The organism is Escherichia sp. WS1451 (assembly GCF_046487365.1).
GTDB classification, from domain to species: domain Bacteria; phylum Pseudomonadota; class Gammaproteobacteria; order Enterobacterales; family Enterobacteriaceae; genus Escherichia; species Escherichia coli.
The window spans coordinates 28,567-43,383 of the sequence record NZ_JBJQJP010000017.1 but is presented as its reverse complement, the minus strand read 5'-3'; the positions used below and the strand labels follow the sequence as shown (position 1 = coordinate 43,383).

The window sequence follows — 14,817 nt, the reverse complement described above, 5'->3', positions numbered from 1 at the left end:
CTCACTCCATCGTATGGAGAACACGGGTGATTGATAAAGCAATCATCGTTCTTGGGGCGTTAATTGCGCTGCTGGAACTGATCCGCTTTCTGCTTCAGCTTCTGAACTGATAGCGGAAACGTAGCTAAGGGCTAAGAGCACACTACTCTTAGCCCTTTAACATTTAACGCATGGTCACGAACTCTTCTGCCGCCGTCGGGTGAATGGCGACGGTATTATCGAAGTCTTTTTTGGTTGCGCCCATCTTCAGTGCCACCGCGAAGCCCTGCAACATTTCGTCCATACCAAAACCAATGCCGTGAATTCCGACAATCTTCTCTTCCGGTCCAACGCATACCAGTTTCATGCGGCACGGCTGGCGGTGAGTGGTGACGGCGGTATACATCGCGGTGAAAGAGGATTTATACACTTTCACCTGATCGTCGCCGTACTGCTCGCGCGCCTGCGGCTCCGTTAAACCAACAGTACCAATCGGCGGATGGCTGAAGACCACGGTCGGAATGTTGCTGTAATCCAGATGCTCATCCGGCTTGTTATTAAACAGGCGTTCAGAAAGACGGCGACCCGCTGCAACTGCTACCGGTGTCAGTTCCACTGCCCCCGTGTTATCGCCCACCGCGTAGATACCTTCAACGTTGGTATTTTGATATTTATCGACGACGATATACCCTTTTTCGTTAGTTTTAACGCCAGCGGCTTCCAGGTTGATGTTGTCATTGGCAGGCTCGCGACCAATCGCCCAAATCAGGCAATCCACCGTTTCACTGCGGCCATCTTCCAGCTCCAGCGTCAGGCTACCATCAGCATTTTTCACTACTGCTTTCGGGATGGCGTTGGTGTGCAACTGCGGGCCTTCAGCGTTCATCACTTCGACCAGCGTTTCAGAGATCATCGGGTCAAAGCTGCGCAGCGGCGCATGTTTACGCACAAACAGATGCGTTTTCGCGCCGAGGCCGTTAATCACGCCCGCCAGTTCCACGGCGATGTAACCCGCGCCAACAACCGCTACGCGCTCTGGCAAAGCAGGAAGGGCGAAGAAGCCATCAGAATCAATACCGTATTCCACGCCCGGAATATCCGGGTGGCTCGGACGACCGCCGGTGGCGATCAGAATATGATCGGCCGTGATGGTTTCACCGTTTACCTCCAGCGTTTTGGCATCAACGAAGCGGGCAAAGCCTTTGATTACATCAACGTTATTTTTACCGAGCACGTTTTCATAGGAAGTATGAATTCGGTCGATATAGGCGGTACGGCTGGCGATCAACGTTTCCCAGTTGAACTTATTGATGGTGGTATCGAAACCATAATCCGGGCCGTACATGTGGATCGCTTCACGGATTTGCGCCGCGTGCCACATCACTTTTTTCGGCACGCAGCCGACGTTCACGCAGGTGCCGCCCAGTTCTTTGGCTTCAATCAGCGCGCATTTCTGACCGTACATAGCCGCGCGGTTGATGGAGGCGATACCGCCGCTGCCGCCGCCGATGGCGATGTAATCATAGTGTTTAGTCATGACATATTGTCCTTATCGTTGATTACCGCGATTGTAGCGCGAGACGTAATAGGTGCCAGCAATGGCTGCAATTACTCCGGCACGATCCAGCTTACGGTGGCGTGCCCGGTGCCAGCTGGAACCAGTTTACTGTGCAGCCACGGCAGCACGTTATTCATCTGCTGTTCCAGCTTCCACGGCGGGTTAATCACAATCATGCCGGAAGCGGTCATGCCACGGCGATCGCTGTCTGGCAGCACCGCCAGTTCAATTTGCAGAATTTTGCGAATGCCGGTCGCTTCCAGGTCGTGGATCATGCGCTTAATTTGCTGGCGCAGCACCACTGGATACCACAATGCGTAAGTGCCAGTGGCGAAACGTTTGTAACCTTCTGCTATCCCGCTGACCACCGCCTGATAGTCGGTTTTCATTTCATACGGCGGGTCGATAAGGATTAAACCACGGCGGGAAACCGGCGGCAGTTTGGCCTTAAGCTGCTGGAAACCATCGGCTTTTTCGACGCGCGCACGGCTGTCTTTCTGAAATTCAGAACGCAGCAACGGGTAATCGCTCGGGTGCAGTTCGGTCAGTTGCAGGCTGTCCTGTTCACGCAGTAGCTGGCGAGCAATCAACGGCGAACCGGGGTAATAACGCAACTGACCGCTACGGTTGAAGTGTTTTACCACATTGATGTACGCCTCCAGCTCCGCAGGCAAATCGTCCTGCTGCCAGATACGGGCGATACCTTCGAGATATTCGCCGGTACGCTCGGCATGTTCGCTGCCTAACTGATAACGCCCGGCCCCTGCGTGGGTGTCGAGATAGAGAAACGGTTTATCTTTCTCTTTCAGCGACTCGATGATCAGGCTCTGAACGGTATGTTTAAGGACGTCGGCGTGGTTGCCAGCGTGAAAGCTGTGGCGATAACTGAGCATGGGTAAAGGTGTTCCGGTAAGTAAAAATCGGCCCGTATTCGGGGCGCACAAAAGCCTATCAGGACAGTATACCGAAAAGAGGCCGCCGCCGCGAAAGCGTAACGTTTCTCATTGAAATTCACTACACTTAACCCCATGCTACACACATTATGTAAAGCGCCTGTTGAGCGCTTCCTTAACCTCTTTAACCAGGACTGCGCTAATGACGAATCCGTTACTGACTCCCTTTGAATTGCCTCCGTTTTCTAAAATTCTCCCGGAACATGTCGTTCCAGCCGTGACTAAGGCGCTGAACGACTGCCGCGAAAATGTGGAGCGCGTAGTAGCGCAAGGGGCACCGTACACCTGGGAAAATCTCTGCCAGCCGTTGGCGGAAGTGGACGATGTGCTGGGGCGTATCTTCTCTCCGGTCAGCCACCTGAACTCGGTGAAAAATAGCCCGGAACTGCGTGAAGCGTACGAACAAACCCTGCCGCTGCTGTCGGAATACAGCACCTGGGTTGGGCAACATGAAGGACTGTATAAAGCGTATCGCGACCTGCGCGATGGCGATCATTACGCCACGCTGAACACGGCGCAGAAGAAAGCGGTTGATAACGCACTGCGCGACTTCGAACTCTCTGGCATCGGTCTGCCGAAAGAGAAACAGCAGCGTTACGGCGAAATTGCTACCCGTCTTTCTGAACTGGGCAACCAGTACAGCAACAACGTTCTCGATGCGACGATGGGCTGGACCAAACTCGTTACCGACGAAGCGGAACTGGCGGGGATGCCAGAAAGCGCGCTGGCTGCGGCAAAAGCCCAGGCTGAAGCGAAAGAGCTGGAAGGTTATTTGCTGACGCTGGATATCCCAAGCTACCTGCCGGTAATGACCTACTGCGACAACCAGGCTCTGCGTGAAGAGATGTATCGCGCTTACAGCACCCGCGCCTCCGATCAAGGTCCGAACGCCGGTAAGTGGGACAACAGCAAGGTGATGGAAGAGATCCTCGCGCTGCGTCACGAACTGGCGCAACTGCTGGGCTTTGAAAACTACGCCTTTAAATCCCTTGCTACTAAAATGGCAGAAAATCCGCAGCAGGTGCTGGATTTCTTAACCGATCTGGCAAAACGCGCGCGTCCACAAGGCGAAAAAGAGCTGGCGCAACTGCGTGCCTTCGCCAAAGCCGAATTTGGCGTCGATGAGTTGCAGCCGTGGGATATCGCTTACTACAGCGAAAAACAAAAACAGCATCTCTACAGCATCAGTGACGAACAGCTGCGTCCGTACTTCCCGGAAAACAAAGCGGTTAACGGCTTGTTTGAAGTGGTGAAACGTATTTACGGCATCACCGCTAAAGAGCGTAAAGATGTTGATGTCTGGCATCCGGATGTACGTTTCTTCGAACTGTATGACGAGAACAACGAACTGCGCGGTAGCTTCTACCTCGACCTGTATGCCCGTGAGAACAAGCGCGGCGGAGCGTGGATGGATGACTGCGTAGGCCAGATGCGTAAAGCCGACGGTTCGCTGCAAAAACCGGTCGCGTACCTGACCTGTAACTTCAACCGCCCGGTGAATGGTAAACCGGCGCTGTTTACTCATGACGAAGTAATCACGCTGTTCCACGAGTTCGGTCACGGCCTGCATCATATGCTGACCCGCATTGAAACTGCTGGTGTATCTGGTATCAGCGGGGTGCCGTGGGATGCGGTCGAACTGCCGAGCCAGTTTATGGAAAACTGGTGCTGGGAGCCTGAGGCGCTGGCGTTTATCTCTGGTCACTATGAAACCGGAGAACCGCTGCCGAAAGAGTTGCTGGATAAAATGCTGGCGGCGAAGAACTACCAGGCGGCGCTGTTTATCCTGCGCCAGCTGGAGTTCGGCCTGTTCGATTTCCGCCTCCATGCCGAGTTCCGCCCGGATCAGGGGGCGAAAATCCTCGAAACTCTGGCAGAAATCAAGAAACTGGTTGCCGTGGTGCCGTCTCCGTCCTGGGGCCGTTTCCCGCATGCTTTCAGCCACATTTTTGCCGGTGGTTATGCGGCGGGTTACTACAGCTACCTGTGGGCCGATGTGCTGGCGGCAGATGCCTTCTCGCGTTTTGAGGAAGAGGGCATTTTCAACCGTGAAACCGGGCAGTCGTTCCTCGACAACATTCTGAGCCGTGGCGGTTCAGAAGAGCCGATGGATCTGTTCAAACGCTTCCGTGGTCGTGAACCGCAACTGGATGCGATGCTGGAGCATTACGGCATTAAGGGCTGATCATTCAGTGAAAATCTGCTTAATTGATGAAACAGGCACCGGAGACGGTGCCTTATCTGTTCTGGCGGCCCGCTGGGGGCTGGAGCACGATGAAGACAACCTGATGGCGCTGGTGTTAACGCCGGAACATCTGGAATTGCGCAAGCGTGATGAGCCAAAACTTGGCGGCATCTTTGTTGATTTTGTTGGCGGAGCGATGGCGCACCGACGCAAATTCGGCGGCGGACGTGGGGAGGCAGTGGCGAAAGCGGTGGGCATTAAAGGCGATTATTTGCCGGATGTGGTGGATGCCACTGCAGGACTTGGGCGCGATGCCTTTGTGCTGGCTTCAGTCGGCTGCCGCGTGCGGATGCTGGAGCGTAATCCAGTCGTTGCTGCATTGCTCGACGACGGCCTGGCGCGTGGTTATGCGGATGCGGAAATCGGCGGCTGGTTGCAGGAGCGTTTGCAGTTAATTCACGCCTCCAGCCTGACGGCGCTGACTGATATTACTCCGCGCCCGCAGGTGGTCTATCTCGATCCGATGTTCCCGCATAAGCAGAAAAGCGCGCTGGTGAAAAAAGAGATGCGCGTCTTTCAGTCGCTGGTGGGACCGGATCTCGACGCTGATGGATTGCTGGAGCCTGCGCGGCTGCTGGCGACCAAACGCGTGGTGGTAAAGCGCCCGGACTACGCGCCGCCGCTGGCGAATGTCGCCACGCCAAACGCGGTAGTCACTAAAGGGCATAGGTTTGATATTTATGCAGGTACGCCGGTGTAAAAGTAAAGCAGGGTAGCGTTATCGCTACCCTGCTTTCTGCAAGAATAATTAATGGCTTTCGGGCGTCGCAATCATGCGTTTCAGCCACGGCACCATCAGCAGCATCACCACCGCAACGCCCAGCGTAACCAGGCCAATCTTACCAAACACGTTGGTATAGACGGGCAACGTCTCAAGCGGATCGGTAATGTTGTCTGGTACTGCGGTAAATGTTGCCACATAGCCGCCCAGCAAGAACGCGGCAGCCTGCGTCAGGAACCACATCCCGAGAATAAAGCCCATCAAATGCTGCGGCACCAGGGCAGCAATCATCGCCAGGCCCAGGGCGCTAATAAACAGTTCACCCAGGCTCTGGAATAAGTACACCAGCACGATAAACCACGGCGATGTCAGTCCTTGTGCATCAGCAAACCACATTCCAGCCGCTGCAGCCGTCAAAAAGCCCAGTGAGCACATAAACATGCCGAGAGTAAACTTCATCGGCATCGAGAGATCTTTGCCTTTGTTACCCAGATGCGTGTAAATGCCTGCCAGTATTGGGCTGGCGAGTACCACCCAGAACGGGTTAAGCGCCTGGAAGCTGACCGGGTTGATGGAAAAGCCGAGAATTTCATGATGCACGTTGTTGATGGCAAAGAAGTTCAGCGACGTTGGCATCTGGGCGTAGAGAATGTAAAACACCACCGCTTCGAGCATCAGGACAAAGGCGACAAACATTTTATTGCGCCCGGTTTTATCCAGCTTGAATGCCTGACGAAAGAAAATGATGGTGACGACGATGGAGAGAACAATCAGCACCAGATTGGCGACTTCTACGTTGTGCATCAGCCATGCACAGACGAAGATCATCACCACGCTGCCAAGTAACACGTACAACAGTTTGCTGAAGCTCATCGGCCGGAAGTCGGGTTCAGAACCAATGTCTTTCACCATTCCGCGACAGGCGATGTAAACCAATAGCGCGATAATTAATCCCGCACCGCACAGGTTGTAGGTGACTGAATAGCCGAATCTATCAGCGATCACAGGGGCCAGCGATAACGCTATCAACGAGCCGATGTTGATCGACATATAGAACAGGGTAAATGCGCCATCAAGCCGCGGATCTTTCGGCGGATAGCACTTCGAAAGCAAGCTGGCTGGGTTAGCTTTAAACAGGCCGTTACCGACAGCGATAGTCCCCAGGGCGATGAAAATCAGGTCAGGCTTAAGTAGCGACATGCCGGTCATGAAGTAGCCAATCGCCAGCACAAGTGCTCCGAGAACAATGGTGCGTTTGGTCCCCAGCAGGTGGTCGCCGACATAGCCGCCAATGGAAATGAGGCCATAGACCAGCGCAGCAAAAGCACCAAAAGTGACAAAAGCCTGTTCTTGCGAGAATCCAAGCTGCTTAACGAAGAAAACAGCCAGTACGCCCTGCACGCCGTAGTAGCCGAATCGCTCCCATAACTCGACAAAAAAGATCATGAAAAATGGGCGAGGTTGCTGCAGCATCCCCATGGGTGTTGTTGTATTCATATTTATTAACCTTCCAATACCATCCTGAAAAGTATGAACGCGTAAGGGATAACGCGCGAAAAAGTTTACATCTGTCAGAGATTCTTAATATTGATGCGGTGAATAGATTAATACACTATTACAACAGAAAATAACCAGCTGATCACACTAATGATGGAAAATATGATGGTGTTAAATGTTGTATTGGCAGGGGATTTTGATTGCGTACGCAGACCGTAGGCCAGATAAGGTGTTTACGCTGCAAGGTAACAAGGCGCGCCAAAAAGCAAAACGCCCGCATATGCGGGCGTTCAGGAACACGTCGTAGAGGGAAGATTATTCTTCTTCGTCGCGCAGCGGAACAATCAGCATATCAACGTGAACGGTGTTGATCAGCTGACGTGCGGAAGACATCAGTTTGCTCCAGAAGTCCTGGTGGTGACCACAAACCACCAAATCCATATCGTATTTCTTGATTGCATCGACCAGAACCTGGCCCAGGTCGCCGCTGCCACTCAGGGTTTCAGTGATTGGGTAGCCTGCATTAGTGGAAAGCTCGGTCAGTGCATGATGTGTCTCTTCAGAGATGCGTTTCTGCATATCACCCAGATTCACATCGATAAGCCCGGTGTATAGGTCAGAGTAGTTTACATCTACGTGGATCAGAGAAACTTTCGCATTGTAGGGGCGAGCCATAGAGACTGCTTTCTCTACCAGAACTTTGCTTTCCGGGGAGAGGTCGACCGCGATGAGAATGTGTTTATAAGCCATAGTGTTACTCCTTCCATAAAGTTGTCGATGACTGGCCAGCTAGCGTTTCTTGTGCCGTTACGTCACCCGCGTCCTGCGAACTACGTGCGCGGGGCTAACCCAGCCGTAAAGATTCAGTGTTAAGACCATCCTTACCTTATAGCGACCCGGATGATCCGTCAATCCGCCTTGCTTACTCGTTAGATAAACAAATTTTCGACATGAATATATTGATAGTGGTTAACCTTCTGGAAAAAAAACAACCTGATCTCCTACACTATCTATAGAGCCGCTCGGATGTTGGTCACCACAAAAGCGGTTTCTCCAGGACCTGGTGTTAACTGATTGGCAGCGTATCGGGAGCGGTAGCCCCGGGGTGGAACTCCGCGGGCAGGTCGCCGGGGAGGAGGTATGATAAGCACCGTCGCATTATTTTGGGCTTTATGTGTCGTTTGCATTGTTAACATGGCGCGCTATTTCTCATCACTACGCGCGTTGTTAGTGGTACTGCGTAACTGCGATCCATTGCTCTATCAATATGTTGATGGAGGGGGCTTTTTTACCTCACATGGCCAACCCAACAAACAGGTGCGTCTCGTTTGGTATATCTATGCCCAACGTTATCGCGATCATCACGATGATGAGTTTATTCGCCGCTGTGAGCGGGTGCGTCGGCAGTTTATTCTGACCAGCGCATTGTGTGGTCTGGTGGTGGTCAGCCTGATTGCATTGATGATTTGGCATTAAGCACTTCAGCAATAATGACGCATAAAAAAAGCGGGCCAGTAAACTGACCCGCTCGTTTTGGTGCGTACGATTACAGGAACTGCAAGGAGAGCCAGTACAGCCCGCCGGAAAGCAGTACCGCAGCCGGAAGGGTAAATACCCAGGCCATCAGAATACTGGTTACGGTTTTACGCTGTAAGCCGCCGCCATCTACCACCATCGTCCCCGCGACAGAAGAGGAGAGTACGTGAGTAGTGGAAACCGGCATCCCGGTATAACTTGCCAGGCCGATAGACACTGCCGCCGTCATCTGGGCAGACATCCCCTGAGCGTAGGTCATGCCTTTCTTACCGATTTTCTCACCGATAGTCGTTGCCACACGACGCCAGCCAATCATCGTACCGATACCTAACGCCAGCGCGACCGCCATGATGATCCACACCGGCGCATACTCGATGGTGCTAAGCATGTCGGACTTCAGTTTCTTCAACAGACGCTGATCGTCAGCACTCACACCAGGCATCTTCACCACTTTGTCGATAGTGTCAGAAACGCACAGCATAATGCGGCGCATCTGGCTACGTTGATCAAGCGACAGCTTGTCGTAGCTTTCCACATCGGTAGTCAACATGCCTTTCAGGCGGTTGAGCGCGTTAATGGTATTCGACGGATGGCAATGGAACTCCGCGGGTTGCGTTGCGCCAGCTTCCGGAGCCGGTACTAACTGATCAGCACCGGTAGCCTGTTTCAGCAGTGCAGGATGCTGCTCAAAGTAAGCTTCCACGTTGTTGATGGCATCACGGGTACGGGTGATTTCGTAGCCAGTGGCATTCATGTTCACCACGAAGCCTGCTGGTGCGACACCAATCAATACCAACATAACCAGACCAATGCCTTTCTGACCATCGTTCGCGCCGTGCGAAAACGCCACGCCGATAGCGGAAAGGATCAGCGCAATACGCGTCCAGAACGGCGGCTTTTTCTTGCCGTCTTTCTTTTCACGCTCCGCTGGGGTCAGGTGGATACGGGCGCGTTTCTTGGTGCCGCTCCAGTAGCGACGCAGCAAGAAAATCAGACCGCCAGCAAACACCAGGCCGACAATAGGGGAAACGATCAGAGAACCGAAAATACTTAATACTTTCGGGATATTGAGTGCATCCACCACTGACGTCCCGGTCATCAACGCATTGGTTAAACCAATCCCGATGATCGCGCCAATCAGCGTATGAGAGCTGGATGCAGGTAAACCAAAGTACCAGGTACCCAGGTTCCAGATAATCGCCGCCAGCAACATAGAGAACACCATGGCAAGGCCATGAGACGATCCCATATTAAGCAGCAGATCCGTCGGCAGCATATGCACAATGGCATAGGCAACACTCAGACCACCCAGCAAAACACCCAAAAAGTTGAACACCGCCGCCATAACCACGGCGAGCTGAGAACGCATCGCGCGGGTATAGATAACGGTTGCCACGGCGTTGGCTGTGTCATGGAAACCATTGATGGCTTCGTAGAACAGCACAAAAGCCAGTGCAAGCAATAATAACAGCCCGGTATGCAAATCCAGGCCAGCAAACAAATGTAGCATAGGACGTTACGCCATTTTGAGGACATGAACGCGGCGCATTATCAGTGACTTTCGCGGCGCGGGCAAAGTGAAATATAGACTTTTTTTGATTTGCCTCCTGTATGGATTTCACTCAAAAAATAATTATCTTATATAATTCAGGCAAATACTTCCTTTTAGTAATATTGATGCTGGTGCGACCACTGAGGAATCTTTACAATTCACGCCCGTTTTTTCTTAGAGGAGCGCAACGTGGAAAGGTTTGATGCCATTATTATAGGCGCTGGTGCGGCAGGTATGTTCTGTTCTGCGCTGGCAGGTCAGGCAGGACGCCGGGTTCTGCTGATCGATAATGGTAAAAAACCAGGGCGCAAAATCCTCATGTCTGGCGGTGGGCGCTGCAACTTTACCAACCTTTATGTCGAACCGGGCGCTTATCTGAGCCAGAATCCGCATTTTTGTAAGTCTGCACTCGCGCGTTTTACCCAGTGGGATTTCATTGATCTGGTCAATAAACACGGCATCACCTGGCACGAGAAAACGTTAGGGCAACTCTTCTGCGATGACTCCGCGCAGCAGATTGTCGACATGCTGGTGGATGAGTGCGAGAAGGGCAATGTGACCTTCAGATTGCGTAGCGAAGTGCTGAGTGTGGCGAAGGATGAAACAGGCTTCACGCTTGAACTGAACGGCATGACTGTCGGTTGCGAAAAGCTGGTCATCGCGACCGGTGGACTGTCAATGCCGGGGCTGGGCGCATCGCCGTTTGGTTATAAGATTGCCGAACAATTTGGCCTCAACGTGCTGCCGACCCGCGCGGGCCTGGTGCCATTCACTCTGCATAAACCGTTGCTCGAAGAGTTACAGGTGCTGGCGGGCGTGGCGGTGCCTTCCGTGATTACCGCTGAAAACGGCACCGTTTTCCGTGAGAACTTACTCTTCACCCACCGCGGCTTATCTGGACCGGCGGTGTTGCAAATTTCCAGCTACTGGCAACCGGGTGAATTTGTCAGTATCAATCTGCTACCGGATGTGGACCTCGAAACCTTCCTGAATGAGCAGCGTAATGCACATCCGAATCAGAGCCTGAAAAACACACTGGCGGTTCATCTACCGAAGCGGTTGGTTGAACGTTTACAACAACTCGGGCAAATCCCGGATGTCTCGCTAAAACAGCTCAACGTGCGTGACCAACAGGCACTGATTAGCACATTGACCGACTGGCGCGTACAACCCAACGGCACTGAAGGCTATCGCACTGCCGAAGTGACGCTCGGCGGCGTGGACACCAACGAACTCTCTTCACGGACGATGGAAGCGCGCAAAGTACCTGGGCTGTACTTCATCGGCGAAGTGATGGACGTCACCGGTTGGCTGGGGGGCTATAATTTCCAGTGGGCGTGGTCGAGTGCGTGGGCTTGTGCGCAGGATTTGATTGCAGCGAAGTCGTCCTGAGCTATTTCCTAAAGATGAAAATTATTAGAGTCGCATTAAAAATGAGCTAATTTTGATAGTGGTTATCTTGTGATTATTTTCTAATGAGCCTGTGAACTGAAACCCTCCATGCTTAATATAAGGTGGAGGGAAAGGTGATTAAAACTCCCCCAGTGGCCAGATCTTTATAAAATATGAACAGGTTGAAAAAATCAGCAACTTTGCTGTTTATTTATACTTAACCACTATGCATTAATGCTGCGTTATTTCATGATACCTAAGAAAAACCAGCGTTACGCAAATAATCAACGCTGGTTTTATCCGGTACGTTGCAATTATTTTTTAGCAGAACCCGCTTCTAATATTGAAACGATTGAGAACAACGTAAAGCATACCGCTCCCAAACCGACCAGAACCCGCGAAGGAATAAAATACCCTATGTCGGTCTGCGCCATTTCCGCAAGAAACGATGCCAGGAAAAGGCAAAACAGGCAGGTGAAGACGGGAATCATCGGTATTCTGTTGGCTAACGAACAGGTACGTCTCCAGACCAGTGCCAGTAGCCAGACTTTTGAGAATATGCTGTAACAGATCATTCCGAGGCAAATGAGAATAATGCCGGGAGCCAGTCGGACGCTTGCATCGGAGCTGACTAAGACGTATATGCCCTGCAGCACCGTGATTGAGCCGAGAATAATAACCCAATAACACCACAGCCAGTGTTCTTTGGATGAGAACGTATTACGTGTTTGATGGACGATTGTGGCAACAAGGCCAATTAGACAGGCACAGATTGCGGTTAACCCAAGCAATACGTGACCGGCGACATAATGCGGAGTTATGTCTGCACTACGTAACAGCGTAATAGACCAAATGAAACCGAGCAGGGTGAGTAAAACGGGAACGGCAATGAGGCAATTACCGATTAATGACGAATAAGCCTGTACCGGTGTTCCATCGCTCTTGCTCCCTGCTGCGTTTTTGGGAATGAGCAGAAAGTGACCGGATGACGCTGCCACTGTCGATACACAGGCGGCAATCATACCAACGCCAAAAATAACATGGCCGGCAACAAACTCGTCTGCCATCACATCATTGCCTGCTAACAGTGCCCAACCCCATATCATGGTGATAATTGACCCCGCATAGCCAATAATGGGGAACAATGTATTGTAAAACGTATTAACGCCGCGCGTGAGCTGCGAAATGATAATAAATGCGGTAGTGAATAATGCCAGGCATATGGCTGCCAGAGAAATCAGCACATGACCCGCGACGAAATACTCACTTTGCCCAGAACTTTCCAGCACAAAGCCACCTAACGCGATACAAATTAAGCCCATAATTAAAGGGATTAATTTGAAAAGCCACCCGATATATATGTTCACTTTAAACTCCTCAGGTATCCCTGCTAATATTGAAATGTGCATTAATGATAATTTCAGCCTGTTAATATAATGACGAGATATCATTAAAGACAAATGCATAGCATAACTATAGCGGGATTTACTTTGCAGAGCGCTACTTTTCAGCGTTCAAAAGGCCATGGTAAATAAATATTTATCCTAAGATTAATTCTTATTCTGTTGTTTTTTACAATTATCTTCCAGGGAGGGATTCTTTTTCATTATTTGGTAAAAGACCGGATGGTATCGGTGCTTAAAATCATCGAACATATAAGTATTATTGCTTTGTATCATCGTAAATATGTCTTTCAGACATGTGTCATTTATTTTGTTACTAACAAGTCAAAAATATCACGGGTTATTTATGAAAGTATTTCACAATATATTTAAGCACATCTCTTCAAACCATCAAGATAAGCATTCAGATAAAGTTAACAGTCATCAACACCATGGCAAGGTTGATAAAAAACATCGTTCAAAGATAGTTGAAATTGATAAGCTGGATAAACATTTGCAAATAGATAACGATTTTGGCCTGCATATCATCTATTTCCTGCAACATGGCTGCTGGAACGTAACTGAACATAGTTCTCAGATAGAAAAAATATGGTTTTACAATAGTGAGCCATCTATAGATATTAAAGAATATAATAGTTTCGCCGATAATACTACTGACACGTTTATCTTTACAATTATACCAGACAATAACCATGTGATAAAATTATCGTCTCCCATTACCGTTACGATTGAGCGTAAGGACGGTTATTATTTTATTAATTTCTCCGGGGATAAATCAGACATAATTTATAAAGTTGATGGGTTTTCTATCATAGAGAGAAATTTCTTTACTCTTCTTAGTGGTAATTTCAAACCTGACTGGCGTTGGGCTGTCTCTAAAGAGACGTTTACTAAGGAAAAGTTTGATAGCTATGTTGAATCTGTTTTTTCAAAAATAGACTTTTATAAACAGTGTGGTGTGATTAACCCACAAAATGCCAACACGGCTTATTTTGGCGATACAGATGGAAGAGTAGGCGCTGTACTTTATGCATTGCTCGTTTCAGGGCATATAGGCATCAGGGAAAAGGGGTGGAGTTTATTATGTGATTTATTAAAACACGAAGACATGGCTTCATTCGCATATGAAAATAAAAAATTGAAAAAACTCTTCACTTTATTAGATAAGAGAGACATGCACTTGAATGAGTTGCATCAACATGTTTTTTTAAAAGGCGATGCGATTACCCCTTGTATCTTCCTTGGGGATCATACAGGCGATAGATTTAGTACTATTTTTGGTGATAAATATATCCTTACTTTGCTAAATTCTATGCGAAACATGGAGGGTAATAAAGATAGTCGTATAAATAAAAATGTCGTCGTTCTGGCTGGAAATCATGAAATCAATTTTAATGGTAACTATAGTGCCCGACTAGCAAATCATAAACTCTCTTCCGGTGATACATATAACTTAATTAAAACGCTCGATGTTTGTAATTATGACTCAGAAACGAAAGTTTTAACCAGTCATCACGGAATAATAAGAAATGAAGAAAATGAATGTTATTGTCTAGGTGCTTTGCAGGTTCCATTTAATCAGATGAAAGACCCAATTGATCCTGAGGAATTAGCAAATATATTTAATAAAAAACATAAACAACACATGGATGATCGTCTTATCCATCTAATTAGAAGCAATGCTATAGCATCCACACCTGTATATGACAATTATTTTAATAACACTACTGCTTTCAGACCAAAACCTGAAGATATCTTCAAATGTGGACAGACGCTCAAAAAAAGTAAACAGAAATATGGCCATTATGGATTAGGGGTAGATCAGCATCAAAAAATTGATAATTATATCATGGGGCTAAATTCCTGGAAGATAGCACCTAACGAACGTGGTGATAAAAAAGGTGTCCCAGGGCTTAGTTGTTTTCAACCACATTAAAACTCCATGAGTGCTGTGGTATGTCTTTTTAATCCTGCCAGTATT

13 protein-coding genes are annotated in these 14,817 nt (G+C 49.6%); 7 read left to right on the top strand and 6 right to left on the bottom strand.

Annotation, left to right across the window (positions count from 1 at the left end; genetic code table 11):
* Positions 1–26: 26 nt before the first annotated feature.
* Positions 27–110, top strand: a complete 84-nt coding sequence (gene dinQ, locus ACJHX7_RS19265; protein ID WP_001295215.1) for a damage-inducible type I toxin DinQ — start codon at positions 27–29, stop codon at positions 108–110.
* 53 nt (positions 111–163) lie between these two features.
* Here the strand turns inward: dinQ and gorA are convergent, their stop codons facing one another.
* Positions 164–1,516, bottom strand: a complete 1,353-nt coding sequence (gene gorA, locus ACJHX7_RS19260) for a glutathione-disulfide reductase (protein WP_000160811.1) — start codon at positions 1,514–1,516, stop codon at positions 164–166.
* A gap of 71 nt (positions 1,517–1,587) precedes the next feature.
* Positions 1,588–2,430 (bottom strand): 23S rRNA (adenine(2030)-N(6))-methyltransferase, encoded by an 843-nt coding sequence (gene rlmJ, locus ACJHX7_RS19255; protein ID WP_000954225.1) that lies wholly within the window; start codon positions 2,428–2,430, stop codon positions 1,588–1,590.
* 202 nt (positions 2,431–2,632) lie between these two features.
* On the opposite strand from rlmJ, the gene prlC reads away from it, so the two are divergent.
* Both prlC and rsmJ read left to right on the top strand, forming a co-directional pair.
* Positions 2,633–4,675, top strand: a complete 2,043-nt coding sequence (gene prlC, locus ACJHX7_RS19250; protein WP_001298719.1) for an oligopeptidase A — start codon at positions 2,633–2,635, stop codon at positions 4,673–4,675.
* Positions 4,676–4,682: 7 nt separating this feature from the next.
* Positions 4,683–5,435 (top strand): 16S rRNA (guanine(1516)-N(2))-methyltransferase RsmJ, encoded by a 753-nt coding sequence (gene rsmJ, locus ACJHX7_RS19245; RefSeq protein ID WP_000686620.1) that lies wholly within the window; start codon positions 4,683–4,685, stop codon positions 5,433–5,435.
* Positions 5,436–5,483: 48 nt separating this feature from the next.
* Here rsmJ and dtpB read toward each other — a convergent pair whose 3' ends face one another.
* Positions 5,484–6,953 carry a dipeptide/tripeptide permease DtpB gene (gene dtpB, locus ACJHX7_RS19240; RefSeq protein WP_001098652.1) on the bottom strand — a complete coding sequence of 490 codons (1,470 nt, stop codon included), beginning with the start codon at positions 6,951–6,953 and terminating at the stop codon, positions 5,484–5,486.
* A 165-nt stretch (positions 6,954–7,118) separates the two neighbouring features.
* Between dtpB and ACJHX7_RS19235 the strand changes: the two genes are divergently transcribed.
* Complete coding sequence (locus ACJHX7_RS19235; RefSeq protein ID WP_211180512.1) at positions 7,119–7,172, top strand: protein YriB; 54 nt, start codon at positions 7,119–7,121, stop codon at positions 7,170–7,172.
* A gap of 96 nt (positions 7,173–7,268) precedes the next feature.
* Here ACJHX7_RS19235 and uspA read toward each other — a convergent pair whose 3' ends face one another.
* Positions 7,269–7,703, bottom strand: a complete 435-nt coding sequence (gene uspA, locus ACJHX7_RS19230) for a universal stress protein UspA (protein ID WP_000323571.1) — start codon at positions 7,701–7,703, stop codon at positions 7,269–7,271.
* Positions 7,704–8,093: 390 nt separating this feature from the next.
* On the opposite strand from uspA, the gene uspB reads away from it, so the two are divergent.
* Positions 8,094–8,429 carry a universal stress protein UspB gene (gene uspB / locus ACJHX7_RS19225; protein WP_000626187.1) on the top strand — a complete coding sequence of 112 codons (336 nt, stop codon included), beginning with the start codon at positions 8,094–8,096 and terminating at the stop codon, positions 8,427–8,429.
* Positions 8,430–8,499: 70 nt separating this feature from the next.
* On the opposite strand, the gene pitA is transcribed toward uspB, so the two are convergent.
* Complete coding sequence (gene pitA, locus ACJHX7_RS19220) at positions 8,500–9,999, bottom strand: inorganic phosphate transporter PitA (protein WP_000902780.1); 1,500 nt, start codon at positions 9,997–9,999, stop codon at positions 8,500–8,502.
* Positions 10,000–10,230: 231 nt separating this feature from the next.
* On the opposite strand from pitA, the gene ACJHX7_RS19215 reads away from it, so the two are divergent.
* A complete protein-coding gene (locus tag ACJHX7_RS19215) occupies positions 10,231–11,433 on the top strand; it encodes an NAD(P)/FAD-dependent oxidoreductase (RefSeq protein ID WP_000439205.1) in 1,203 nt (400 codons plus the stop codon).
* A gap of 314 nt (positions 11,434–11,747) precedes the next feature.
* On the opposite strand, the gene ACJHX7_RS19210 is transcribed toward ACJHX7_RS19215, so the two are convergent.
* Entirely contained in the window at positions 11,748–12,800 is a 1,053-nt protein-coding gene (locus tag ACJHX7_RS19210) for a DUF2776 domain-containing protein (protein ID WP_001028902.1), read from the bottom strand.
* Positions 12,801–13,182: 382 nt separating this feature from the next.
* Between ACJHX7_RS19210 and ACJHX7_RS19205 the strand changes: the two genes are divergently transcribed.
* Positions 13,183–14,772: a DUF4049 domain-containing protein gene (locus tag ACJHX7_RS19205; protein WP_122992261.1), complete on the top strand. Its 1,590-nt coding sequence runs from the start codon at positions 13,183–13,185 to the stop codon at positions 14,770–14,772.
* The last annotated feature ends 45 nt before the right edge of the window (positions 14,773–14,817 follow it).

Bases quoted from the DNA above. Each gene is read 5' to 3' on its own strand.
- gorA (WP_000160811.1), bottom strand. From the start codon at position 1,516: ATGACTAAACACTATGATTACATCGCCATCGGCGGCGGCAGCGGCGGT.
- rlmJ (WP_000954225.1), bottom strand. From the start codon at position 2,430: ATGCTCAGTTATCGCCACAGCTTTCACGCTGGCAACCACGCCGACGTC.
- prlC (WP_001298719.1), top strand. From the start codon at position 2,633: ATGACGAATCCGTTACTGACTCCCTTTGAATTGCCTCCGTTTTCTAAA.
- dtpB (WP_001098652.1), bottom strand. From the start codon at position 6,953: ATGAATACAACAACACCCATGGGGATGCTGCAGCAACCTCGCCCATTT.
- uspA (WP_000323571.1), bottom strand. From the start codon at position 7,703: ATGGCTTATAAACACATTCTCATCGCGGTCGACCTCTCCCCGGAAAGC.
- uspB (WP_000626187.1), top strand. From the start codon at position 8,094: ATGATAAGCACCGTCGCATTATTTTGGGCTTTATGTGTCGTTTGCATT.
- pitA (WP_000902780.1), bottom strand. From the start codon at position 9,999: ATGCTACATTTGTTTGCTGGCCTGGATTTGCATACCGGGCTGTTATTA.
- ACJHX7_RS19205 (WP_122992261.1), top strand. From the start codon at position 13,183: ATGAAAGTATTTCACAATATATTTAAGCACATCTCTTCAAACCATCAA.